Genomic DNA, 22,327 nt, shown 5'->3' on the forward strand with positions numbered 1-22,327 from the left:
GATGATTGAATTTACTGCGGCAGCCATCGCCGCGATTACGCACGGCCGCCTGGCGGCAGACACGGATCCGGAACTCACGGTGGCCCTGGGCCTGGCCGTGACAGATTCCCGCGAGGCCGTGCCAGGCAGCATGTACATCGCCAAGCCCGGAGAAAGCGCCGACGGACACGACTTCGTTGAGGCGGCTTTTGCCCGTGGTGCGGTGCTGGCCCTGGCCGAGCGCGAGGTGCCCACGGACGACGGCGGAACCCATCCGGCCGTCGTCGTCGAGGATGCCGTGCTGGCCATGGGCGCCCTGGCGGCCGAGGCCGTGCGGCGCATCCGTGCCCACAGCCCGCTGACAGTGCTGGCCATCACCGGCTCCGCCGGCAAGACCACCACCAAGGACCTGCTGGCCGGCATCCTGGCGCCCCTGGGCCCCACGGTTGCCCCGCGCGGCTCCTTCAACGGCGAGGTGGGCGTTCCGCTCACGGTCTTTGCCGCCGATCTGGACACCCGCTACCTGGTCATCGAGATGGGCGCCACGAAAATGGGCCAGATCGACTACCTCACCTCCCTGGTCAAGCCGGACATTGGCATCGTCCTGGGCGTTGGCTCGGCGCATGCCGGCGAATTCGGCGGTGTGGAGAACATCGCCCGGGCAAAGGGTGAGCTGGTGGCCGCCCTGGCGGCAACCGGAACCGCCGTCCTCAACTACGACGACGCCCGCGTGCGGGCCATGGCCGCCCGCACCGGCGCCCACCTGCTGTACTTCTCCTCCGACGTCCCCGCGGACGGCGCCGAGACGGTGCTGGCCGAAAACGCCGGCACCAATGCCGACGGGCACCCCGAATTTCTCCTGCGCTTCCCCGCCACCGGCGGATCCGATGTGCCCGAGGGCTTCCCCGTGGTGAGCGGCCTGCTGGGCCTGCACCACGTGCATAATCTGCTGGCCGCAGCGGCCGCCGCCTTCGTGGCCGGCGCCCCCGCTGTCCACATCGCTGCCGTGCTCAACGGCCTGGCTGCCGCCAGCCGCTGGCGGATGGAGCGCACGGACCGTGCGGACGGCGTGACCGTGATCAACGATGCCTACAACGCCAACCCGGAATCCATGCGGGCAGCTCTGCGCACGCTGGCCGAGCTGGGCAGCAATGCCGGCCGCCGGACCTGGGCCGTGCTGGGGGAGATGCTCGAACTGGGCGATGACTCCATCCACGAGCACGATGCCCTGGGCCGCGTGGCCGTACGCCTGAACATCTCCCGGCTGGTGGTGGTCGGAAAGCCCGCCCGGGCCATGCACGTCGGAGCGGTGATGGAGGGCTCCTGGGGGGACGAATCCGTCTTCGTCGCCGACGCCGACGAGGCCTATGATCTGCTGTCCCGGGAGCTTGCCCCGGGCGACATTGTGCTCGTGAAATCCTCCAACGGGGCCGGACTGCGGTTCCTGGGCGATCGGATAGCATTACCCCACGAGGCCCATGACACCACCACGGGTGAAAGGACAAATACCCAATGATCGCATTGCTCATGGGTGCCGGCTTGGGGTTGTCCTTTGCCATGATTGGTACCCCGCTGTTCATCCGCCTGCTGGTGAAGAAGGGCTACGGCCAGTTCATCCGCGATGACGGACCCACCTCGCACCACACCAAACGCGGGACTCCCACCATGGGCGGCGCCGTCGTCGTCGGTGCCGTGGTGGCCGCCTACCTGCTCACACATCTGTTTGTCTGGCTGCTCAACCCCTCCTCACCCGGGCCCTCGGCCTCGGGGTGGCTGATGCTCTTTTTGATGGTGGGCATGGGGCTGGTGGGCTTCCTGGACGACTTCATCAAGATCTCCAAGCAGCGCAGCCTGGGTCTGAACGCCAAGGCCAAGCTGATCCTGCAGGCCGGCGTGGGCATCTCCTTCGCCGTGCTGGCGCTGAACTTCCCCAATGCCTTTGGCCGCACCCCGGCCAGTACGCAGATCTCCTTTGCCCGGGACATTCCGGGCCTTGACCTGGCCTTCGCCGGGGCGGGAGTCGGTGTCATCCTCTTCATCATCTGGGCGAATCTGATCGTCACGGCCGCCACCAACGGCGTGAACCTCACCGATGGGTTGGACGGCCTGGCCGCTGGCGCCTCAGTTATGGTGTTTGGCGCATATACGCTCATCGGCATATGGCAATACAACCAGAGCTGCGGTTCGCCGCGCGTGCTGGGCGGTGGCGTCTGCTACGAGGTCCGTGATCCGCTGGACCTGGCCCTGCTGGCCGCCATCCTGTTTGGCGCGCTGATCGGCTTCCTGTGGTGGAACACCTCCCCGGCGAAGATCTTCATGGGCGACACCGGCTCGCTGGCCATCGGCGGCGCCATTGCCGGCTTCGCCATCCTCTCCCGCACCGAACTGCTGCTGGCCATCATCGGCGGCCTGTTCGTGATGATCACCCTCTCGGTGATCATCCAGGTCGGCTTCTTCAAACTCTCCGGCGGCAAGCGCGTCTTCAAGATGGCCCCGCTGCAGCACCACTTTGAACTCAAGGGCTGGGCCGAGGTTACGGTGGTGGTCCGCTTCTGGATCATGGCCGGGCTGATGGTGGCCGTGGGTCTGGGGGCCTTCTACGCGGAATGGTTTGTCCAACTGTGAGCACTGACGCAACACATCTTTCCCCCTCTGCTTCCCCGGCAGGCCGGCTGGCCGCATTGACCTCGTGGGACGCCGATTGGCGCGGACTGCGCGTGGTGGTCACGGGCATCACCAAGACCGGCTTCTCCGCTGCCGACACGCTGGCAGAGCTCGGCGCCCGCGTGGTGGTGGTGGCCGCTTCCGACGACGAGGACGCGCGCCGCAATGCCGACACGCTGAAGATCGTGGGCGTGGCCGAGGTCCTTCTGGGCCAGGCGAGCTCCACGGTGCTTCCGCTCGTCGACGGCCTGGCGCCGGAACTGGTGGTGACAAGCCCGGGACTGGCCCCCGGCCATCCGCTGTTGGCCGCGGCCGCCGAGGCCGGCATCCCGATCTGGGGCGACGTCGAACTGGCCTGGCGGGTGCGCATCCGCGCCGGACGCCGCACGGCCGAGTGGATTGCCATCACCGGCACCAACGGCAAAACCACGACGACGACGATGGTCGAGTCGATGCTTCAGGCAGCGGGCCTGCGCGCCATCGCCGCCGGGAACATCGGCACCCCGATTCTGGACGCCGTCCGCGACCCCGAGGGCTACGACGCCTTGGCCGTGGAGCTGTCCACCTTCCAGCTGCACTGGACCGAGTCCATGGAGCCGCTGTCCAGCGTCTGCCTGAACCTGGCCGAGGACCACGTGGACTGGCACGGCACCTTTGAGGCCTACGCGGCCGACAAGGCCAAGGTGTACGCCAACACCAAGGTGGCCTGCGTCTACAACGTTGAGCAGATCGAAACCGAGCGCATGGTCCAGGAGGCGGAGGTGGCCGAGGGCTGCCGCGCCATCGGCTTCACCACCGGCATGCCGGCCATTTCCATGGTGGGCGTGGTCGAGGGAATGCTGGTGGACCGTGCGTTCATTGCCGAGCGCAAGGACTCCGCCGTCGAGCTGGCCCAGATTGCCGACATTGCGCCCCTGGTGCCCCGGCACCTCGTGGCGAACGCTCTGGCTGCCGCCGCCCTGGTGCGCGCCTACGGGCTCACGCCGGCCGATGTAAAGGCCGGGCTTCTCAACTACGAATCGGGCGAACACCGCATCCAGCCCGTGGCCAGCTTTGGGGAGATCCTCTGGGTCAACGACTCCAAGGCCACGAACCCGCACGCAGCCTCGGCCTCCCTGTCAGCGTTCAACCCGGTGGTCTGGATCGCCGGCGGCCTGTCCAAGGGCGTGGACTACAGTGAGCTCGTCAGCACCCACGCGGCACGGCTGAAGGCCGTAGTGCTGATCGGTGCCGACAGTTCCGGGCTCCGCGGGGCTCTGGCGCGACACGCGCCGCAGGTCCCCGTGGTCGAGGCGTCCCCGGTGGACACTGGCAGGGAAGGGATGGCAGCCCAGGAGTCCGCGGCCGCCGCCCGGCCCGCCACGGGGGAGGACGTCATGGCAGCAGCCGTGGCGGCCGCAGCAACACTGGCCGGACCGGGGGACACGGTGCTCATGGCTCCGGCCGCCGCCTCCATGGACCAATTTGCCTCCTACGCCCACCGCGGCCAGTCGTTCATCAATGCCGTGCAGGATCTGCTTCGGGGGCAGGCAACACCTACCAAGGAGTCCTAATGGCAGCCAAGCCCGCCGCGCCGGCCAAGACGGCAAAACCTGCCGTGCCGGCCAAAACGGCCGCGCCCGCCGGCCGGGGCAAAGCAGGGGTGCCCGGCAAAGCGGCCGGGTCCACGCGGCCGCCGCGGATGCTGGGGCGCGTCTTCAACAACTTCTGGCCGCGCCTGGACGGCAGCAGCCGCCCGAGCAACGGCTCCAGCTACTACCTCATCGTCGGCGCCACACTGGCCCTGACCTGCATCGGGCTGATGACGGTGCTCTCCGCCTCCGCGGCCGAATCCATCTCCCAGGACGAGGATCCCTACGGGTTGTTCCTGAAGGAGGGGATGTTCGCCGTGATCGGGCTGGTGGCCATGTTCCTGCTGTCCCGGGCCAGCGTCACCTTCCTGAAGAAGATTGCCTACCCGGCCATCTTCCTGGCCATCGCCCTGCTCGCCCTGGTGTTCACCCCCATCGGCAAGGAGGTGGGTGGAAACCGCAACTGGATCGAGATCGGCAGTTTCAGCGCCCAGCCCTCCGAGGCGGCCAAGCTGGCCCTGGCGGTGTGGATGGCGGCGGTGCTCTCGCGCAAGGGGGAGCTGGTCAAGGACTGGAAGCATGCCCTCGTTCCCGTGGTCTTCCCTGTCGCGCTGGCCATCCTGGGCTTGGTGCTGGGCGGCAAGGACCTGGGCACCGCCGTGATCATCGCCTCGATCGTCGGTGCCGGGCTCTACTTTGGCGGTGTGCGGCTGCGCCTCTTTGTCCCCGCCATCCTCGTGGCCGGCGTCGGTGCCCTGGTCTTCGCCGCCACCAGTGGCAACAGAACCTCGCGGCTGTCGGGCTGGCTGGGAAACTGCGACACGGGCAATGACATCTGCTACCAAGCCAAGAACGGCATCTACGCCCTCGCCTCAGGCGGCTGGTTCGGTGTCGGCGTGGGCCAGAGCCGGCAGAAGTGGAGCTGGATCCCCGAGGCCCACAACGACTTCATCTTCGCCATCATCGGCGAGGAATTCGGTCTCATGGGCACGCTGCTGATCGTACTGCTCTACGGTGTCCTGGCCTTTGCCATCTTCCGCGTGATCGTGCGCCACAACGACACCTTCGTGCGCATTGTCTGCGGCTGCATCATGACCTGGATCATCGGCCAGGCCTTCGTGAACATCGCCATGGTCACCGGCCTGCTGCCCGTGATCGGCGTCCCGCTGCCCTTCATTTCCTATGGCGGAAGCTCGCTGCTGCTGGTGCTTGCCGCCATCGGCGTCGTGCTCTCCTTTGCCCGTTCCTACCCCGAAAGCGACACCCCCGCCCCATGAGCACCCCCTCTTCCGATTCCACCTCCCCGGGCTCCACGCGCCAGTTGTCGGTGGTGCTGGCCGGCGGTGGCTCGGCCGGGCATGTGAGCCCGCTGCTGGCCATCGCCGACGCCGTCAAGGCACAGCGTCCCGAGGCCCGGCTGGTGGCTGTGGGCACCGCGGATGGCATGGAGTCCCGGTTGGTGCCCGCCGCCGGCTACCGCTTGGCGACCATTGACAAGGTGCCGCTGCCGCGGCGGCCCTCGATGGATCTGCTGCGGCTGCCCGGGCGCATGCTGGGGGCCATCGCGGCCGCCAAGAACATCCTGCGCAGCGCCGAGGCCGATGTGCTGGTGGGCGTGGGCGGCTATGTGTGCACGCCGATGTACCTGGCCGCGCGCAGCCTGGGGATTCCGATGGTGGTCCACGAGGCCAACAGCAGGCCGGGGCTGGCCAACCGGGTGGGGGCGCTTTTTGCCGCTGCCGTGGGCACGGCCTTTGCCGGCACGAAGATCCGCGGGGGAGTGCAGGTGGGCATGCCCATGCGCACAGCCGTCTCCACCCTCGACCGGGCCGCCGCGCGCGCTGCGGCCCGGGACGCCCTGGGACTGGATCCGGACCGCCCAGCCCTGATTGCCACCGGCGGCTCGCTGGGTGCACTGAGCATCAATCGTGCCGTGGCCGGCGCCCTGGCGGACCTTGCCGCCGCGGGCGTCCAGGTACTGCACATCACCGGCCGCGGCAAGAGTGTGCTGGGCGGGGATGGCACGGCGCTCACCGCGCCGGGCTACCGGCAGGTGGAGTATGTCGATGACATGGAAAGCGTGTATGCCGCAGCCGATGTGCTGCTCTGCCGGGCCGGGGCCGGCACGGTGTGCGAGGTGGCGGCCGTGGGGCTGCCGGCCGTCTTTGTGCCGCTGCCCATCGGCAACGGTGAACAGGCGTTGAACGCCCGCGAACTGGTGGCAGCAGAGGCGGCCCTGCTGGTCTCCGACGCCGAGCTCAGCCCGGCCTGGATCGCCGCCAACGTCCTGCCCCTGTGCACCGATGCACAGCGGCGCGAACGCATGGCTGCCGCGGCAGCCGCACTGGGCATCCGCGACGCCGATGTCCGCATGGCCCAGATGGTGCTTTCGGCAGCGGGGAAAGAAGAGAAATGACCAACCACAACACGGCGGCAGAGCTGGCCTCCCTCGGCCGCGTCCACTTCATCGGTCTCGGCGGGGCCGGCATGTCGGCCATCGCCAGGATCATGCTGGCCCGCGGCGTCGCCGTGTCCGGCTCGGATTCCAAGGACTCCGCCGGACTGCGCGAGCTCGAAGCACTCGGCGCCACGGTGCATGTGGGGCATGAGGCCGCCGCCGTCGCCGGCGTCGACACAGTGGTGGTCTCCACCGCCATCCGCGAGAGCAACCCGGAACTGGCCGCCGCCCGTGCCGCCGGACTGCGCATCATCCACCGCTCCCAGGCACTGGCCGCCACGATGGCCGGCGACAGGGTGGTGGCCGTGGCCGGAACGCACGGGAAGACGACGACGACGTCGATGACCACGGTGCTGCTGCGCGCCACCGGCATCGACGCCTCCTTTGCCATTGGCGGCACGGTGCCCGCACTGGGCGTCAATGCCGCCCACGGCACCGCCGATGTCTTCGTGGCCGAGGCGGACGAATCCGATGGCTCGTTCCTGAACTACCGTCCGCAGATCGCCGTGGTGACGAATGTGGAGCCGGACCACCTGGACCACTACGGCACGGCCGAGGCCGTGTACAAGTCCTTTGACGACTTCGCCGCGCTGCTGCCCGCTGACGGCCTGCTGGTGGCCTGCGCCGACGACGCCGGCTCCGCGGCCCTGGCGGCACGCTCCCGCGCCGCTGGCACGGCAACGCTGACCTATGGCCGCAGCGCCGGCGCCGACCTGCGGCTCTCGGCCGGCATGGACAGCAGCGGGACGGGAACCCACAGCACCGTGACGTGGACCGGCGGCGCCGGTGGACCCGTGGTGCTGCCCCTGGACCTGCAGGTCCCCGGGGACCACAACGCCCTCAACGCCGCTGCTGCCCTGGGCGTGGCCATCGCCCTGGGCGTGGACCCGGCGGCAGCTGCTGCCGCGCTGGGCTCCTTCACAGGTGCCGCACGGCGCTTCGAGGCCAAGGGGGAGGTGCGCGGCGTGCGCGTCTTCGACGACTACGCCCACCACCCCACGGAAGTCGAGGCCGCGCTGAAGGCGGCCCGGCACGTGGCCGGTGGGCACAGGGTGCACGTGCTTTTCCAACCGCACCTGTTTTCCCGCACACGCGAATTTGCCATCGAATTTGCCAGGGCACTGGAACTGGCGGACACCGTGGCGGTGCTGGACATCTACCCGGCCCGCGAGGATCCCATCCCCGGTGTCACCAGCGAGCTCATCACCAACGCACTCACGGGCGATCGGCACTACGCACCGGATCTTGACGCCGCCGTCGCGGCCCTGGCCGGCGGCGCTGTCGCGGGGGACATCATCCTGACGGTGGGTGCCGGCGACGTCACGGCCAGCGGCCCGCAGCTCGTGGCCGCCCTGGCCGGCACTGCCGCCTCTCCCGGCGGAGACGGCCATGGCAGGTAGCCGCCGGCCCCGCGTCGTCCGCAGCGGCTCCGGCCTGCCCCCGGCCGAGGACCTCCCCACCGCCGCCGAGCTTGGCGCAGCCGGCACTGACGACGGTGCAACGGTTGAGGGTGCCCGGCGCTGGCTGCGCCGGCGTGGCTCGGCTGCGGGATCCGCAGCAGGGGCGCAGGCTGCCGCAGCCGAGAAGGCAACGGCCAACGAAACCGGTGCCGGACAGAACCTCCGGGACGGCCAGGCCGGTGAAGAGGAAGCCGCACTGCCGGAGCAGCCACCGGTGGTGGTGACGGCCGGAGCCAAGGTGACGGTCCTGCCGCTGCCGGCGTTGGACGTGGACCCGTTGCCGGGTCCTGCGCCCGCTCCGGCGCCGGCCTCCAAGACCACATCCAAGGCCAAGGCCGCATCTGCGCCTGAACCGGCGCCCACGGCCACCGTCCTCAGCTTTCCCAAACCGGCCTTCAAGGTGCGCAGGCAGCGCCTGTGGCTGGTGCTGGGCAGCGTTGCCGCGGTCATCGCCGTCGTCGTCGGCGCTGCCATCTTTTCGCCCATCCTGGCCCTGAAGACGATCACCATCGATGGCAACAAGCTGGCCACGATGGACGTCCTGCAGGCCTCGCTGGCACCGTTGGAGGGCAAGCCCCTGCCGCAGATCGACGAGGGCCAGGTGGCGGCGCTGCTGGCGCCGCTGCCGCAGGTGGACCGGGTGAGCATCGAAGCCCGGCCGCCGTCGACGCTGCTGGTGCACATCGTGGAGCGAGAGCCCGTGGCACTGCTCAAGGACGGGGAGAGCTACATCATGGTGGACCCGGCCGGAGTAGCGCTGGGGACGACGGCGGATCCGGCGGCCATTGCGCTGCCGCTGATCGATGGCGGCACGGCGGTGATCGGCAACAAGATCTTCGTGGCGATCACCTCGGTGCTGGCCGTTCTGCCCCAGAGTGTGCTCACCAAACTCGAGCATGCCTCGGCCGAATCGCCCGATGCCGTGGAGCTCGCGCTCAGTGACGGCAAGAAGATCATCTGGGGCAATGACTCCCAAAATGAGTTGAAGGCTGAGGTGCTTGACGCCCTGCTGAATTCGCCGATGCCGCCCCCCGGGAAGGGGCAGCCGGAGCGGGCGCCGATTTCCGTCTATGATGTCAGCACGCCCAAACACCCTGTTACTAGGTAATTTGGGCCGTATTCCCGCGACACGCGGGGGCGGTTATTGCATGCGGCACTGATGCCCCATACCGTCACAACAAGAGTTACTTGACATAACTATAACCTTCAACTTGAAGGTTAAGCTCGAAAGCTTCAACCAGTGGTGCAGGGAAGACCGGCGGCAATGTCCGCAGGGCTGCCGCAAGGCAGGTGCCACGGATGGAGGACAGATTCTCATCAGGACACGAACAAGGGACACGTAACGTGGCAGCACCCCAGAATTACTTGGCCGTCATCAAGGTCGTCGGCATCGGCGGCGGTGGCGTCAACGCAGTCAACCGCATGATCGATGTCGGACTGCGCGGTGTGGAATTCATCGCCGTCAACACCGATGCCCAGGCGCTCCTGATGAGCGATGCCGACGTCAAGCTGGACATCGGCCGTGAGCTGACGCGCGGCCTCGGTGCCGGCGCCAACCCCGAGGTGGGCCGCCAGGCTGCCGAGGACCACGCCGAGGAGATCGAGGAAGTCCTCCGCGGCGCCGACATGGTCTTCGTGACCGCCGGCGAGGGTGGCGGAACCGGCACCGGCGGCGCGCCCGTCGTCGCCCGCATTGCCCGCTCGCTGGGTGCCCTCACCATCGGTGTTGTGACCCGCCCGTTCACCTTCGAGGGCCGCCGCCGCGCGACCAGCGCAGAGAACGGCATTGATTCGCTGCGCGATGAGGTGGACACGCTGATCGTCATTCCCAACGATCGCCTGCTCTCCATCAGCGACCGGAACGTCTCCGTGCTGGACGCCTTCCGCTCCGCTGACCAGGTTTTGCTCTCAGGTGTCCAGGGCATCACCGATCTCATCACCACCCCCGGTCTGATCAACCTCGACTTTGCCGACGTCAAGTCCGTCATGCAGGGTGCCGGGTCGGCCCTGATGGGCATCGGTTCCGCCCGAGGCGAGGACCGTGCCGTCAAGGCTGCCGAGCTGGCCATCGCCTCCCCGCTGCTGGAGGCTTCCATCGACGGCGCCCACGGCGTGCTGCTCTCCATCCAGGGTGGTTCGGATCTGGGTCTGTTTGAAATCAACGAGGCCGCCCGCCTGGTCCAGGAAGTGGCGCACCCCGAGGCCAACATCATCTTCGGTGCCGTCATTGACGACGCCCTGGGCGATGAGGCCCGCGTGACTGTGATCGCGGCCGGCTTCGACAACGTTGACGTCACCAGTGCTCCGCAGGAGCCCACGGTGAAGGCTCCGGCCGTTCCGGCTGCAGCCCCGGCCGTGGCCGCTGCGGCTCCGGTTGCCACCGTCACCAGTCTGAACCAGTGGGGCCAGCAGTCCTCGGCCCACGTTCCGGCCGACGGCGGCTTCGACGTCGATCTGCCCGCGATCGTGGAGCCGGACCTCTCCGGCCACCGCGCCGACGAGCTGGATGTTCCCGACTTCCTGAAGTAGAGAAGCCAGAAGCACAATAGGTTAATGCAGCACCGCACCCCGTCTGGGTGCGGCACGTGATGGGTCAGGTAGCAGTGGTGTGGTGGCAGGAAGAAGCCAGCCCGGGAATCTGGGTCGGCTTCACCGCCGCCGACGCCGGCAACCTGGCCTTTCATGTTGGCTCCGATGCGGAGTCGGTGCGGTCCAATAGGGCAGCACTGGCCGTGGAACTGGGCCTAGGCGCCGGTGGGCCGGGCCTGCAGTTCATGAACCAGGTGCACGGCAGCGATGTCGCAGTGGTCGCCGCCGGGGACTTCGAACCCGAAACCGGCCCGACGGCCGATGCCATGGTGTCGCTGGGGGATCCGCTGGCCGTAATGGTTGCCGACTGCGTCCCCGTGGTCTTCGTCGCCAGCACTGCCGCCGGCGACCCGGTGCTGGCCGTCGCGCACGCCGGACGCCCCGGCGTCGAGGCACACGTGGTGCCCAAGACCGTGGCGGCCATGCGTGCCCAGGGTGCCGAAGGCATCCGCGCCTGGCTTGGGCCGTCGGTGTGCGGGGACTGCTATGAGGTCCCCGATGAGCTGCGTGCCCGCGTTGCCGCCGTGGAACCCGCAGCCTGGGCCCAAACCTCCTGGGGTACGCCCGCGCTGGATCTGCCCGCAGCCGTGCTGGCCCAGTTGGCCGCGGACGGCGTGCCCGCCCGCCGGCTGGACGTGTGCACCCTGGAGGATGAGGCCATGTTTTCGCACCGCCGCTTCGGACGCAATGGCGGCGCCGAGGGACGAATTGCAGGGGTTGTCCATGCTGCCCGTTGAGTCCACGGAAGCGGAGCCGGCCCGCACCCGGGCCGAGGCCTTGGCGGCCAATCTCGCCGCCGTCCATGCCCGCATCGACGCTGCCGCCCAGGCTCCGCGCGCGCCTGGGATCTCCGTCGTGGCGCCGCAGCTGATTGTCGTCACCAAGTTCCATCCCGCCGTCGACGTCCGCACCCTGCATGGACTGGGGGTCCGGGATGTGGGGGAAAACCGCTGCCAGGAGGCCTCGGCCAAGGCCGCCGAGCTGGCCGATGCCGCGCCCGCCCTGCGCTGGCACTTCATTGGCCAGCTGCAGACCAACAAGGCGAAGTCCGTCGCCGCCTACGCCCATGCCGTGCATTCGGTGGACCGGCCCGCGCTGGTCAGCGCCCTCAGCCGGGCCGTGGTGGCCGAGCAGGAGGCCACCGGCCGGGCGGAGCTGGGCGTGTTCCTGCAGATGTCGCTCGAGGATGCTGCGCCCCAGGCCTCCGGCGCAGCGCCCGCGGGGGCGGCCCGCGGCGGTGCCGACCCGGCGGCGCTGCTGGAGCTGGCCGGGCTGGTCGAGGCCGCCCAGGGTTTGCGGCTGCGCGGCCTGATGGCCGTGGCGCCCCTGGGTGCGGACCCCGACGCGGCCTTCGAACGGCTCGCGGAGCTGTCCGCCACGCTGGTGGCGGCCTTCCCCGGCGCGGGGGAGCTCTCCGCCGGCATGAGCGGGGACTTGGAGGCGGCCGTCCGCTGGGGCGCGACACACCTTCGTGTCGGCTCAGATGTGCTCGGTCCGCGCCCCACGGTGCGGTAGCGTCGAAAGTGTTGGACGGACGGTGTGCGCTGCCTCGGCGGCGCGGCTCTACGGCCGTCCGCCGGTTCGCTGAACCTGTTCCACCCCGCACTGCCGTCCCACCCACCAGTACAAGACATATGAGGAGCTACCCATGGCTGGCGCTCTGCGCAAGACAATGATCTATCTTGGGCTCGCCGATGGTGACGAGCAGTACGAGGCCGAGCACACCGTGCCCGGGCCCAAGAATGAAGATTATTCCGTGGACTACGACCGGGAACCCGCCCCGCACCTTGAGGCCGCACCGGAACCGGTGGTCCACAAGGTGGCAGAGGAGGAGTACCGTGCTCCCGTGACTCCCATCAAGCGTGCGGCATCCAGCCGCGAAGAGGCGGCAGAATTGCGTCAAATCACCACAGTCCATCCGCGCTCCTACAATGACGCGAAGATCATCGGTGAGAGCTTCCGTGACGGCATCCCCGTCATCATGAACGTCACCGACATGGGCGAGTCCGACGCCAAGCGCCTGGTGGACTTCTCCGCCGGCCTGGTCTTCGGCCTGCATGGCTCCATCGAACGGGTCACCAACAAGGTGTTCCTGCTCTCACCGTCGTACATTGAGGTTCTTGGCGATGACAAGAAGGCCTCCGACACCCAGGCCGCATTCTTCAACCAGAGCTGACCCGCCAGCGGCCCGCAGAGGGCCGCCACCAGGGCGCCGCACAAGGCCCGGCCGCAACGGCTGGGCCTTTCGCGTTCCCCGGGCGGCCCAGCCGGCACGTGCCGCTGGGCAGGGGTGTCCGCCGCACAGCGGCAGGCAGTAATGTTAGGCTCAAAATGAACCGCCACTACTAAGGAATGTGTCTACCCGCGTGTCCATTGTATTTGCGTTGTTATATCTCGTGCTGCTGCTGTTCTTTTTGGCGTTGATGATTCGTCTGGTCTTTGACTGGGTGCAGGTCTTCGCCAGGGACTGGAAGCCGCGCGGTGTGGCCCTGCTGGCCGCCTCTGTGGTGTATTCCATCACCGATGTGCCCCTGCGTGCGCTGCGCAGGCTGCTGCCGCCCGTACGGATCGGCAGCATCTCGCTGGATGTGGGCTTCATTCTGCTGCTGGTGGTGGTGGGCATTGGGATGTCCTTCACCGCCCAATTGGCAGCCTAAAGAACCCAAATCAGTGAAAAACGTTCCGGCGCGTCGGGGCTGACTGCTGGTTTTTCCCCGCGAAAAGATATACTTCAAACCGAAATGCCCCCCAATTACGGGTCCCAGACTCGTATTAGGTACCGTAGGGACGGTGGCTTACGCCACGGACCCTAACTTAAACCAACGAGGTGACTAGATGGCGCTCACGCCAGAAGATGTTGTCAACAAGCGGTTTCAGCCGACCAAATTCCGTGAAGGCTACGACCAGGACGAAGTCGACGACTTTCTTGACGAAATCGTCGTAGAGCTTCGCCGCCTGAACCAGGAGAACGACGAGCTGCGCAAGAAGGTTGCCGATCTCTCGGCCAACCCGCAGGCAGCATCGGCCGTTCCCGCGCCCGTCGTCGAGAAGGTTCCCGCCGTCGAGGAAAAGGCCCCCGAGGTCAAGGAAGCTCCGAAGCCGGCACCCGTGGTCGAGAAGCCCAAGCCCGAGCCCGTCGTCGAGAAGGCTGCTCCGGCGCCCGCCCCGGCTCCCGCGGCAACCGTTGTCGGCGTCGAGTCCGCTGCAGGCGTTCTGGCCATGGCCCAGAAGCTGCACGACGAGTACGTTGCCGCCGGTGTCGAGAAGCGCGACAAGATCATTGCCGAGGCCCAGATCGAGGCCTCGAGCCTGGTCAACGATGCCCAGGAGAAGAGCCGCAAGACGCTCGGTGCCCTGGAGCAGCAGCGTGCAGTGCTCGAGCGCAAGGTTGAGCAGCTCCGCGGCTTCGAGCGCGACTACCGCTCCCGCCTGAAGACCTACATTGAAGGTCAGCTGCGCGATCTGGATGCCCGCGGTTCCGTGGCAGCTCCGGACTTCGCCGAAGGTGGAGCCGAGTCCTAGGACACGTGCACGGGCCGGTGGCTGGGGGAAGCCCCCGCCGCCGGCCCGTACTCTTTTAACAGCCCCTGTCTTTGGAAGCCTGTCTCTAAGAACCTTGTCCTCCAGGACGGCGGTTCCCGCAGCTGCCTGCCACAACGAAAGCATCATGACTGAAGAATCATCCCCAGCGGACGCCACAGTGCCCGTTCCGCCGTCCACCCAGCCGTCGACCCGCCGCGTGTGGATGCTGTTGGGCGGCTTTGCCGTGTTGGCATATGTGCTGGACCAGCTGACCAAGTGGTGGGTGGTGTCCACCATGTACGAGGGGCAGACCACCTGGGTGCTGCCACCGGTGCTGCGCTGGTACTTCATCCGCAACTCCGGTGCTGCCTTCTCCATCGGGGAGGACTTCACCTGGTTCTTCTCCCTGGTCATGGCTGCCGTGTCCGTGGCGATCATCGTGGTGGGCCGCAAGGTCTCCAGCGCCTGGTGGGCCGTGGCCCTGGGGCTGGTGCTCGGCGGTGCGCTGGGAAACCTCACCGACAGGCTCTTCCGTGAGCCCTCCTTCGGCATGGGGCATGTGGTGGACTTCATCTCCTTCCCCAACTTTGCGATCTTCAACCTGGCCGATTCCGCCGTCGTCGGCGGCGTGGCCCTGATCTGCATCCTCACGCTCAAGGGCATCCCGATGCGCGCTGCTGCCGCTGGAACCGACGACGCCGGAAAGGCGGCTTCGGCCAATGACTGATCCGATCATCGTCCCCGAGGACCTCGCCGGGGAGCGCGCCGACACAGTTGTCGCCAAGCTGCTGGACATCTCCCGCTCCGCCGCGGCCCTGCTGTGCATGGAAGGCAACGTCCGCCTGCGCGGCGCCGTGCTGGCCAAGGCCGACAAGGTCAAGGCCGGCGACGCCCTGGCCATCACCATCCCGGAGCGCCGCGACCCCCTGGAGGTGGTCGTTGAACCCGTCGACGGGCTGAACATCCTGCTGGACGATGATGCCTTTGTGGTCATTGACAAGCCGGTGGGTGTGGCGGCACACCCCTCGCCCGGCTGGGTGGGCCCCACGGTGGTGGGCGGACTGGCGGCCGCGGGCTTCCGCATTGCGACCTCCGGTGCGGCAGAGCGCGTTGGCATCGTCCACCGCCTGGATGTGGGCACCTCCGGCTGCATGGTCGTTGCGAAGACCGAGCAGGCGTACACGGTGCTCAAGCGCGCGTTCAAGGAGCGCACCGTGGACAAGGTCTACCACGCACTGGTCCAGGGCCTGCCGGATCCGTTGGAGGGCACCATTGACGCCCCCATTGGCCGGCACCCGGGCTACGACTGGCGCTTCGCCGTCATCGAAGACGGCCGGCCCTCCGTGACCCACTACGAGGTGCTGGAGGCGTTCGGCAAGGCCTCGCTGGTGGAGGTGCACCTGGAAACGGGGCGCACGCACCAGATCCGCGTGCACTTCTCGGCACTGCACCACCCCTGCGCAGGAGATCTGACCTATGGCGCCGATCCGCGCCTGGCCGCGGAGCTGGGCCTGACCCGCCAGTGGCTGCACGCGCGCCGGCTGGGCTTCAACCACCCCGTCACGGGCGATTGGGTGGAGGCCACCAGCGAGTACCCGCAGGACCTCGCCTACGCCCTCTCCGCCCTGCAGAACGGCACCCGCTAGGAGCCAGCCGTCCGCCGTCGTGACCAGATTCACGACGGCGGGCGGTCCCCACTAGGGCATTGGGCCCACACGCCAGAGTTCCCGGCGGGGGCGGACCGTGTCCGGGTGAGCAACTAGAATGGATGGGTGGCTAGCCAAGATTCATTCGTCCATCTGCACAATCACACCGAGTACTCAATGCTGGACGGTGCGGCGCGCCTGACAGAGTTGTTCGCCGAAACCGAGCGGCTGGGCATGACGTCGCTGGCCACCACGGACCACGGCTATCTCTTCGGTGCCTTCGACTTTTGGAGCAAGGCCACCGCCGCCGGCATCCGCCCCATCATCGGCGTCGAGGCCTATGTCACCCCGGGCACGGCCCGCAATGACAAGACCCGCGTGCGCTGGGGCGACGAGAGCCAGCGCAAGGACGACGTCTCCGGTGGTGGTGCCTACACCCACATGACGCTGCTCAGCTACAACAACCAGGGCATGCGCAACCTCTTCCGCGCCTCCTCGATCGGCTCGCTGGACTCCGTGTTCGGCAAGTACCCGCGACTGGACCGCGAGCTCCTGCAGACCTACAGTCCGGGCCTGATCGCCACCACCGGCTGCCCCTCGGGCGAGGTGCAGACCAAGCTCCGCCTGGGCCAGTACAACGAGGCCAAGGCCGCGGCCTCCGAGTTCCAGGACATCTTCGGCAAGGAAAACTACTTCTGTGAGCTGATGGACCACGGGCTGGACATCGAGCGGCGCGTCACCAAGGATCTGCTGCGGCTGGCCAAGGAACTTGAGATTCCGCTGGTTGCCACCAACGACCTCCACTACACCCATGAGCACGACGCCAAGGCCCACGAGGCCCTGCTGGCCATCCAGTCCGGCTCCACCCTGCTGGAACCCACCTATGACATGGGCGGCTCCCGCTTCGCCTTCTCCGGCAGCGGCTACTACCTCAAGTCCCCGGCCGAAATGCGTGCCCTCTTCTCCGAGGTGCCCGAGGCCTGCGACAACACGCTGCTCATCGCCGAGCGCTGTGAAGTCTCCTTCAACACCAACGCGAACTACATGCCCAAGTTCCCCTGCCCCGAGGGTGACAACGAGGAATCCTGGCTCGTCAAAGAGGTCGACAAGGGCCTGGCCTACAGGTACCCGGGCGGCATTCCGGACGATGTGCGCAAGCAGGCGGACTACGAGCTGGACGTCATCAACCGGATGGGATTCCCCGGCTACTTCCTGGTGGTGGCCGACTTCATCAACTGGGCCAAGGACAACGGCATCCGCGTCGGTCCCGGCCGTGGTTCCGGTGCCGGTTCCATGGTGGCCTACGCCATGCGCATCACCGATCTGGATCCGCTGCGCCACGGGCTGATCTTCGAGCGCTTCCTGAACCCCGAGCGCGTCTCCATGCCCGACTTCGACGTCGACTTCGATGACCGCCGCCGCTCCGAGGTGATCGACTACGTCACGCGCAAGTACGGCGATGAGCGCGTGGCCATGATTGTCACCTACGGCACGATCAAGACCAAGCAGGCGCTGAAGGACTCCTCGCGTGTGCTGGGCTACCCGTTCAGCATGGGCGAGACGCTGACGAAGGCGCTGCCGCCGGCCGTGATGGCCAAGGACATCCCGCTGCACGACATCGAGGACAAGAACTCCAAGCGCTATTCCGAGGCCGGTGACTTCCGCGAACTGGTGGCCACCAACCCGGACGCCGCCAAGGTGTTCGAGACGGCCAAGGGCATCGAAGGCCTGAAGCGCCAGTGGGGCGTGCACGCCGCCGGTGTGATCATGAGCTCCGATCCCATCATCGACGTCATCCCTGTCATGCGCCGCTTCCAGGACGGCCAGGTCATCACCCAGTTCGACTACCCCACGGCCGAGGGCCTGGGGTTGATCAAGATGGACTTCCTGGGTCTGCGCAACCTGACGATCATTTCCGATGCCCTGGAGAATATCAAGAACAACAAGGACATCGACCTCGATCTTGAGCGCCTGGAGCTGGACGACGCCGCGTCGTACGAGCTGATGGCCCGCGGCGACACGCTGGGCGTGTTCCAGCTCGACGGCGGTCCGATGCGTTCGCTGCTGAAGCTGATGCGTCCGGACAACTTTGAAGACATCTCCGCCGTCCTGGCCCTGTACCGGCCGGGCCCGATGGGTGCCAACTCGCACAACAACTACGCGCTGCGCAAGAACGGCATCCAGGAGATCACCCCGATCCACCCGTCACTGGAGGAGCCCCTCAAGGACATCCTCGGTGGAACCTACGGCCTGATCGTGTACCAGGAGCAGGTCATGTCCATCGCGCAGAAGCTGGCCGGCTACTCGCTGGGCCAGGCAGACATTCTGCGCCGCGCGATGGGCAAGAAGAAGAAGTCCGAGCTGGACAAGCAGTACGCCGGCTTCGCCAAGGGCATGAACGACAACGGCTATTCCGACGCCGCCGTCAAGACGCTCTGGGACATTCTGCTCCCGTTCTCCGACTACGCATTCAACAAGGCCCACTCGGCCGCATACGGCGTCGTCAGCTATTGGACCGCCTATCTGAAGGCGCACCACCCGGCCGAGTACATGGCCGCCCTGCTGACGTCCGTGGGCGATGACAAGGACAAGCTGGCGCTCTACCTGAACGAATGCCGCCACATGGGCATCACGGTGCTGCCGCCGGATGTCAATGAATCTGCCTTGAACTTCACCCCCATCGGCACCGACATCCGCTTCGGCATGGGTGCCATCCGCAATGTGGGCGCCAATGTGGTCAATGCGATGGTGACGGCGCGCGGCGAAAAGGGAGCCTACGAGAACTTCCCGGACTTCCTGATGAAGGTTCCGGCGGTGGTCTGCAACAAACGCACCATTGAATCGCTGATCAAGGCCGGCGCCTTCGACTCGCTCGGCCATGCCCGCCGCGCCCTGGCGATGATCCACGAGGAGTCCATCGACTCGGTCATCACGCTCAAGCGCAACGAGGCCGTGGGCCAGTTCGACCTCTTCGCGGGCCTGGGCGGCGATGACGACGACGCCGAGCCGAGCCTGACCACCGAGATTCCCGATGTGCCGGAGTGGGAGAAGAAGGACAAGCTGGCCTTCGAGCGCGACATGCTCGGCCTGTACGTCTCCGACCACCCGCTGCAGGGCCTGGAGGGCGTACTCAACCAGCACGCGGACCAGTCAATCACCCAGGTTCTGGGCGAGGACGGCCCGGCCGATGGCCACATCATCACCATCTGCGGCATGATCACCTCGCTGCAGCGCCGCATTGCCAAGAACAGTGGCAATCCCTATGCCCGCTGCGAGATCGAGGACCTCGGCGGTTCCATGGAGGTGATGTTCTTCGGCCAGGTCTACGGTCCTATCTCCTCCATTCTGGCCGAGGATCTGATTGTGGTGGTCAAGGGCCGCCTGCAGCGCCGCGACGACGGTGCCGTCACGCTGAACGCCATGGAGCTCTCCGTACCGGATCTGACCGACGGGCTGACCGGGCCGGTGGTCATCTCCATGCAGGAGCACAAGGCCACGGAGCCGGTGCTGCTCGCGCTGAAGGATGTGCTCGCCACGCACCAGGGCACCACCGAGGTGCGGATGAAGCTCACGGGCACCAAGTCCGTGGCCGTCATGAAGCTGCCGCTGCACCACCGTGTCAACCCCAACCCGGCGTTGTTCGGCGATCTCAAGGTGCTGCTGGGCCCGGCCTGCCTGGAGGGCTGAGCCCCCTGACGGGTTGATGGGTGGGGGAGCGGGCCCGCTTTGCTACGGTGGAGTCCATGACTGAGCACAGCAATGCCGAGGCGCCCCTGTACCCGCCGGCCGCCTACGCTCCGGCCCTGCCGGCGGACCTGGCCACCGCGCCGCCCGCCTCGCTGTGGCGCTGGTTCACCTCCACGGCGGCGGCGGGCATCGTGGTTGGCGCCCTCTGGTGGGTCCTGGCCCCCGGTGGAGCCTTCTTCGGTTCCGGGGAGGACTTCAACCTCTGGCTGCCGCGGGATCTGGTGCTGGCCCTGCTCGGCGCGCTGGCCGGCGTCGTCGTTGCCGCGGTGCTGCTGCCCCAGCTGCGCAGCATGGGTTCGGCGGCCAAGGCCATGGCCGCCGTTCTGGGCTCCGGCATGGGGTCCCTGGCTGCCTGGCAGCTGGGGCTGTTCGCCGGCTCGCTGTGGCAGCATGTTGCCGCCGACGCCCCCAGCGCGAGCATCGCCTTTTCGCTCCGCTCGACGTCCGTGCTGCTCGTCTGGCCGGGCACGGCGGCCCTTGTCCTCTTCGCCGCGGCCCTGCTGAGCATGCTGCGCAGCAACCCCTCCCGCGACTCCTGATCCTTTCCATCCGGGGCCCGGCGGCTGCGCGGCGCTTGATGACGGACGCCTCCGCCGGCGAATGGGCGGCACCGGCGGCGGCCGGTAAACTGGCCCTGTGACCAGCAACGAACGCAACAGCGCCAGCACAGCATCCGCCACCGACGCCACTTTCACCCCCGAGGTGTCCTTCCGACGCATCGATTTGAGGGGAGCGAGCCTTTCGCTGGCCCAGCTGCGCCATGCCGTTCCGCGCGCCCACACCTCCTCCGTGGCCACGGCCGAGACCATCGTGGAGGGCATCATTGCCGATGTCCGCGGCCGCGGCTTCAGCGCCCTCTCCGAGCTGGCCCACAAGTTCGACGGCGTCGAGCAGACACACCCTCGCGTCCCCGCGGAGGCCCTGGCCCACGCCCTTGAAACCGTCGACCCGCAGGTGCGGGCCGCCCTGACCGAGTCCATTGCCCGCGCCAAGGTGTTCGCCGAAGCCCAGCGTCCGGCCGACGTCGACCTTCCCATTGCCGACGGCGCCGTTGTCTCCCAGCACTGGGTCCCCGTCTCCCGCGTGGGCATGTACGTCCCCGGTGGTCTGGCCGCGCTGGCCTCCTCCGTGGTGATGAACGTGGTTCCAGCCCTCGCCGCCGGCGTCGGCTCCATCGCGCTGGCCTCCCCGCCGCAGAAGGAATTCGGCGGCCTGCCGGACCCCACCATCCTGGCCGCCGCCGCCCTGCTGGGTGTGGACGAGGTCTACGCCATGGGTGGCGCGCAGGCCATTGCCGCCTTTGCCTACGGCATTGAGGCCGGCACCGGCACCGATGGCGGCGGGGATGCGCTGGACCCGGTGGATGTTGTCACCGGCCCCGGCAACATTTTCGTGGCCACCGCCAAGCGCCTGGTCAAGGGTGTGGTGGGCATCGACTCCGAGGCCGGCCCCACCGAAATTGCCATCCTGGCCGACGCCACCGCCGATGCTGCACTGGTGGCGGCGGACCTGATCAGCCAGGCAGAGCACGACCCCCGCGCCGGCGCCGTGCTGATCACCGACGCCCCGGCACTGGCCGATGCCGTGGAGGCGGAGCTGGCCATCCAGGCCGCCGCCACCAAGCACAGCGAACGCGTGGCCGAGGCGCTCTCCGGCGCCCAGTCCGGCGTCGTGCTGGTTGACTCGCTGGAGCAGGGCATTGCCGTGGCCAACGCCTACGCGGCCGAGCACCTGGAGATCATGACGGCGGACGCCGCCGCCGTGGCCGGGCGGATCCACAACGCCGGCGCCATCTTCGTGGGCAACTACAGCCCGGTGAGCCTGGGCGACTACTGCGCCGGGTCCAACCACGTGCTGCCCACCGGCGGCACCGCTGCGTTCTCCTCCGGGCTGAACGTCACGACGTTCCTGCGGGCCATCCAGGTCATCAACTACTCCCGCTCCGCGCTGGAGCAGGTGGCGGGCCACGTCGTCTCGCTCGCGGGCGCGGAGGATCTGCCGGCACACGGAGAAGCCGTCAGCATCCGATTCAAATAGAGAAATCTTCGGCCGCAGACACCGTCCGACCACTACATGTGGTAATTACGTCCTTGTAGTTTGTCAAGATGTAGTCGTAGGATGATAAACGCACGGCTGCACTACAACGGTGGGCCGCCGCTTGGACCGCCACTCATTGGATACAGGAAGGGGAGCGGATGTACTGCCCGTTCTGCCGCAATCCCGATTCCCGTGTTGTGGACTCGAGGATCGCCGACGACGGCGCCTCCATCCGCCGACGCCGCCAGTGCACGGAATGTGGAAGACGTTTCAGCACGGTTGAGACGTCAAGCCTGTCCGTGATGAAGCGTTCCGGCGTGGCCGAGCCCTTCAGCCGCAGCAAGGTCATCACCGGCGTACGCAAGGCCTGCCAGGGGCGTCCCGTGACGGATGACGATCTGGCGGTGCTTGCCCAGGAGGTCGAGGAGACCATCCGGGCCAGCGGCGCCGCCGAGATCAATGCCAACGATGTTGGCCTGGCCATCCTGGGCCCGCTGCAGAAGCTGGACCAGGTGGCCTACCTGCGCTTTGCCAGCGTGTACCAGGGCTTTGACACCCTTGAGGACTTTGAGCGGGCCATTGCCCTGCTTCGGCACGATGCCCTCAACGACGCCGTGGCCGACACGGTCGGCTCGGCGGCCTCGGGCAGCTAGC

19 protein-coding genes are annotated in these 22,327 nt (G+C 67.6%); all 19 read left to right on the forward strand.

The features are described 5' to 3' along the window. The first annotated feature begins 1 nt into the window (after position 1). Positions 2 to 1,495: a UDP-N-acetylmuramoyl-tripeptide--D-alanyl-D-alanine ligase gene (locus K254_RS0103455; RefSeq protein ID WP_026554202.1), complete on the forward strand. Its 1,494-nt coding sequence runs from the start codon at positions 2 to 4 to the stop codon at positions 1,493 to 1,495. Next, a complete protein-coding gene (mraY, locus tag K254_RS0103460; RefSeq protein ID WP_026554203.1) occupies positions 1,492 to 2,604 on the forward strand; it encodes a phospho-N-acetylmuramoyl-pentapeptide-transferase in 1,113 nt (370 codons plus the stop codon). Before K254_RS0103455 ends, mraY begins: the two co-directional genes overlap by 4 nt. Further along, positions 2,586 to 4,196 (forward strand): UDP-N-acetylmuramoyl-L-alanine--D-glutamate ligase, encoded by a 1,611-nt coding sequence (murD, locus tag K254_RS0103465; protein ID WP_051388759.1) that lies wholly within the window; start codon positions 2,586 to 2,588, stop codon positions 4,194 to 4,196. The genes mraY and murD overlap by 19 nt, the downstream gene beginning before the upstream one ends. After that, a complete protein-coding gene (gene ftsW, locus K254_RS21560; RefSeq protein WP_051388761.1) occupies positions 4,196 to 5,491 on the forward strand; it encodes a putative lipid II flippase FtsW in 1,296 nt (431 codons plus the stop codon). Before murD ends, ftsW begins: the two co-directional genes overlap by 1 nt. Further along, positions 5,488 to 6,630 carry an undecaprenyldiphospho-muramoylpentapeptide beta-N-acetylglucosaminyltransferase gene (gene murG / locus K254_RS0103475; protein WP_035748950.1) on the forward strand — a complete coding sequence of 381 codons (1,143 nt, stop codon included), beginning with the start codon at positions 5,488 to 5,490 and terminating at the stop codon, positions 6,628 to 6,630. The genes ftsW and murG overlap by 4 nt, the downstream gene beginning before the upstream one ends. Continuing rightward, positions 6,627 to 8,072, forward strand: coding sequence for a UDP-N-acetylmuramate--L-alanine ligase (gene murC, locus K254_RS0103480; protein WP_026554206.1), 1,446 nt, complete (start codon positions 6,627 to 6,629; stop codon positions 8,070 to 8,072). The genes murG and murC overlap by 4 nt, the downstream gene beginning before the upstream one ends. Then, positions 8,062 to 9,240, forward strand: a complete 1,179-nt coding sequence (locus K254_RS25180) for a cell division protein FtsQ/DivIB (protein WP_081709867.1) — start codon at positions 8,062 to 8,064, stop codon at positions 9,238 to 9,240. Before murC ends, K254_RS25180 begins: the two co-directional genes overlap by 11 nt. A gap of 236 nt (positions 9,241 to 9,476) precedes the next feature. Beyond that, on the forward strand, positions 9,477 to 10,661 hold the full coding sequence (gene ftsZ, locus K254_RS0103490; RefSeq protein WP_026554207.1) for a cell division protein FtsZ: 1,185 nt from the start codon (positions 9,477 to 9,479) through the stop codon (positions 10,659 to 10,661). Positions 10,662 to 10,720: 59 nt separating this feature from the next. Then, positions 10,721 to 11,458: a polyphenol oxidase family protein gene (locus tag K254_RS0103495; protein ID WP_331271233.1), complete on the forward strand. Its 738-nt coding sequence runs from the start codon at positions 10,721 to 10,723 to the stop codon at positions 11,456 to 11,458. Beyond that, positions 11,445 to 12,236, forward strand: coding sequence for a YggS family pyridoxal phosphate-dependent enzyme (locus K254_RS0103500; RefSeq protein WP_155848440.1), 792 nt, complete (start codon positions 11,445 to 11,447; stop codon positions 12,234 to 12,236). Before K254_RS0103495 ends, K254_RS0103500 begins: the two co-directional genes overlap by 14 nt. Positions 12,237 to 12,369: 133 nt before the next feature. Next, positions 12,370 to 12,897: a cell division protein SepF gene (locus tag K254_RS0103505; RefSeq protein WP_026554210.1), complete on the forward strand. Its 528-nt coding sequence runs from the start codon at positions 12,370 to 12,372 to the stop codon at positions 12,895 to 12,897. Between the two features lie 190 nt (positions 12,898 to 13,087). After that, positions 13,088 to 13,378, forward strand: coding sequence for a YggT family protein (locus K254_RS0103510; RefSeq protein WP_026554211.1), 291 nt, complete (start codon positions 13,088 to 13,090; stop codon positions 13,376 to 13,378). A gap of 178 nt (positions 13,379 to 13,556) precedes the next feature. Beyond that, on the forward strand, positions 13,557 to 14,243 hold the full coding sequence (locus K254_RS0103515) for a DivIVA domain-containing protein (protein ID WP_026554212.1): 687 nt from the start codon (positions 13,557 to 13,559) through the stop codon (positions 14,241 to 14,243). 145 nt (positions 14,244 to 14,388) lie between these two features. Beyond that, positions 14,389 to 14,970: a signal peptidase II gene (lspA, locus tag K254_RS0103520; RefSeq protein ID WP_026554213.1), complete on the forward strand. Its 582-nt coding sequence runs from the start codon at positions 14,389 to 14,391 to the stop codon at positions 14,968 to 14,970. After that, entirely contained in the window at positions 14,963 to 15,889 is a 927-nt protein-coding gene (locus tag K254_RS0103525; RefSeq protein ID WP_026554214.1) for an RluA family pseudouridine synthase, read from the forward strand. The genes lspA and K254_RS0103525 overlap by 8 nt, the downstream gene beginning before the upstream one ends. Before the next feature lie 126 nt (positions 15,890 to 16,015). Further along, positions 16,016 to 19,576 (forward strand): DNA polymerase III subunit alpha, encoded by a 3,561-nt coding sequence (gene dnaE / locus K254_RS0103530; protein ID WP_035748953.1) that lies wholly within the window; start codon positions 16,016 to 16,018, stop codon positions 19,574 to 19,576. A 56-nt stretch (positions 19,577 to 19,632) separates the two neighbouring features. Continuing rightward, complete coding sequence (locus K254_RS21570) at positions 19,633 to 20,175, forward strand: hypothetical protein (RefSeq protein ID WP_051388764.1); 543 nt, start codon at positions 19,633 to 19,635, stop codon at positions 20,173 to 20,175. Between the two features lie 163 nt (positions 20,176 to 20,338). Then, the gene (gene hisD / locus K254_RS0103540) at positions 20,339 to 21,673 is read left to right on the forward strand and encodes a histidinol dehydrogenase (protein WP_442853051.1); all 1,335 of its coding nucleotides are present in this window, start codon (positions 20,339 to 20,341) and stop codon (positions 21,671 to 21,673) included. 158 nt (positions 21,674 to 21,831) lie between these two features. Next, positions 21,832 to 22,326, forward strand: coding sequence for a transcriptional regulator NrdR (gene nrdR, locus K254_RS0103545; protein ID WP_026554217.1), 495 nt, complete (start codon positions 21,832 to 21,834; stop codon positions 22,324 to 22,326). The last annotated feature ends 1 nt before the right edge of the window (position 22,327 follow it).

Source organism: Arthrobacter sp. 35W (assembly GCF_000482545.1).
Classification (GTDB): domain Bacteria; phylum Actinomycetota; class Actinomycetes; order Actinomycetales; family Micrococcaceae; genus Specibacter.

What these genes read in the sequence shown, in the direction of transcription:
- K254_RS0103455 (WP_026554202.1), top strand. Translation starts at nt 2, where the DNA reads ATGATTGAATTTACTGCGGCAGCCATCGCCGCGATTACGCACGGCCGC.
- mraY (WP_026554203.1), top strand. Translation starts at nt 1,492, where the DNA reads ATGATCGCATTGCTCATGGGTGCCGGCTTGGGGTTGTCCTTTGCCATG.
- murD (WP_051388759.1), top strand. Translation starts at nt 2,586, where the DNA reads ATGGTTTGTCCAACTGTGAGCACTGACGCAACACATCTTTCCCCCTCT.
- ftsW (WP_051388761.1), top strand. Translation starts at nt 4,196, where the DNA reads ATGGCAGCCAAGCCCGCCGCGCCGGCCAAGACGGCAAAACCTGCCGTG.
- murG (WP_035748950.1), top strand. Translation starts at nt 5,488, where the DNA reads ATGAGCACCCCCTCTTCCGATTCCACCTCCCCGGGCTCCACGCGCCAG.
- murC (WP_026554206.1), top strand. Translation starts at nt 6,627, where the DNA reads ATGACCAACCACAACACGGCGGCAGAGCTGGCCTCCCTCGGCCGCGTC.
- K254_RS25180 (WP_081709867.1), top strand. Translation starts at nt 8,062, where the DNA reads ATGGCAGGTAGCCGCCGGCCCCGCGTCGTCCGCAGCGGCTCCGGCCTG.
- K254_RS0103495 (WP_331271233.1), top strand. Translation starts at nt 10,721, where the DNA reads ATGGGTCAGGTAGCAGTGGTGTGGTGGCAGGAAGAAGCCAGCCCGGGA.
- K254_RS0103500 (WP_155848440.1), top strand. Translation starts at nt 11,445, where the DNA reads ATGCTGCCCGTTGAGTCCACGGAAGCGGAGCCGGCCCGCACCCGGGCC.
- K254_RS0103505 (WP_026554210.1), top strand. Translation starts at nt 12,370, where the DNA reads ATGGCTGGCGCTCTGCGCAAGACAATGATCTATCTTGGGCTCGCCGAT.
- K254_RS0103515 (WP_026554212.1), top strand. Translation starts at nt 13,557, where the DNA reads ATGGCGCTCACGCCAGAAGATGTTGTCAACAAGCGGTTTCAGCCGACC.
- lspA (WP_026554213.1), top strand. Translation starts at nt 14,389, where the DNA reads ATGACTGAAGAATCATCCCCAGCGGACGCCACAGTGCCCGTTCCGCCG.
- K254_RS0103525 (WP_026554214.1), top strand. Translation starts at nt 14,963, where the DNA reads ATGACTGATCCGATCATCGTCCCCGAGGACCTCGCCGGGGAGCGCGCC.
- K254_RS21570 (WP_051388764.1), top strand. Translation starts at nt 19,633, where the DNA reads ATGACTGAGCACAGCAATGCCGAGGCGCCCCTGTACCCGCCGGCCGCC.
- nrdR (WP_026554217.1), top strand. Translation starts at nt 21,832, where the DNA reads ATGTACTGCCCGTTCTGCCGCAATCCCGATTCCCGTGTTGTGGACTCG.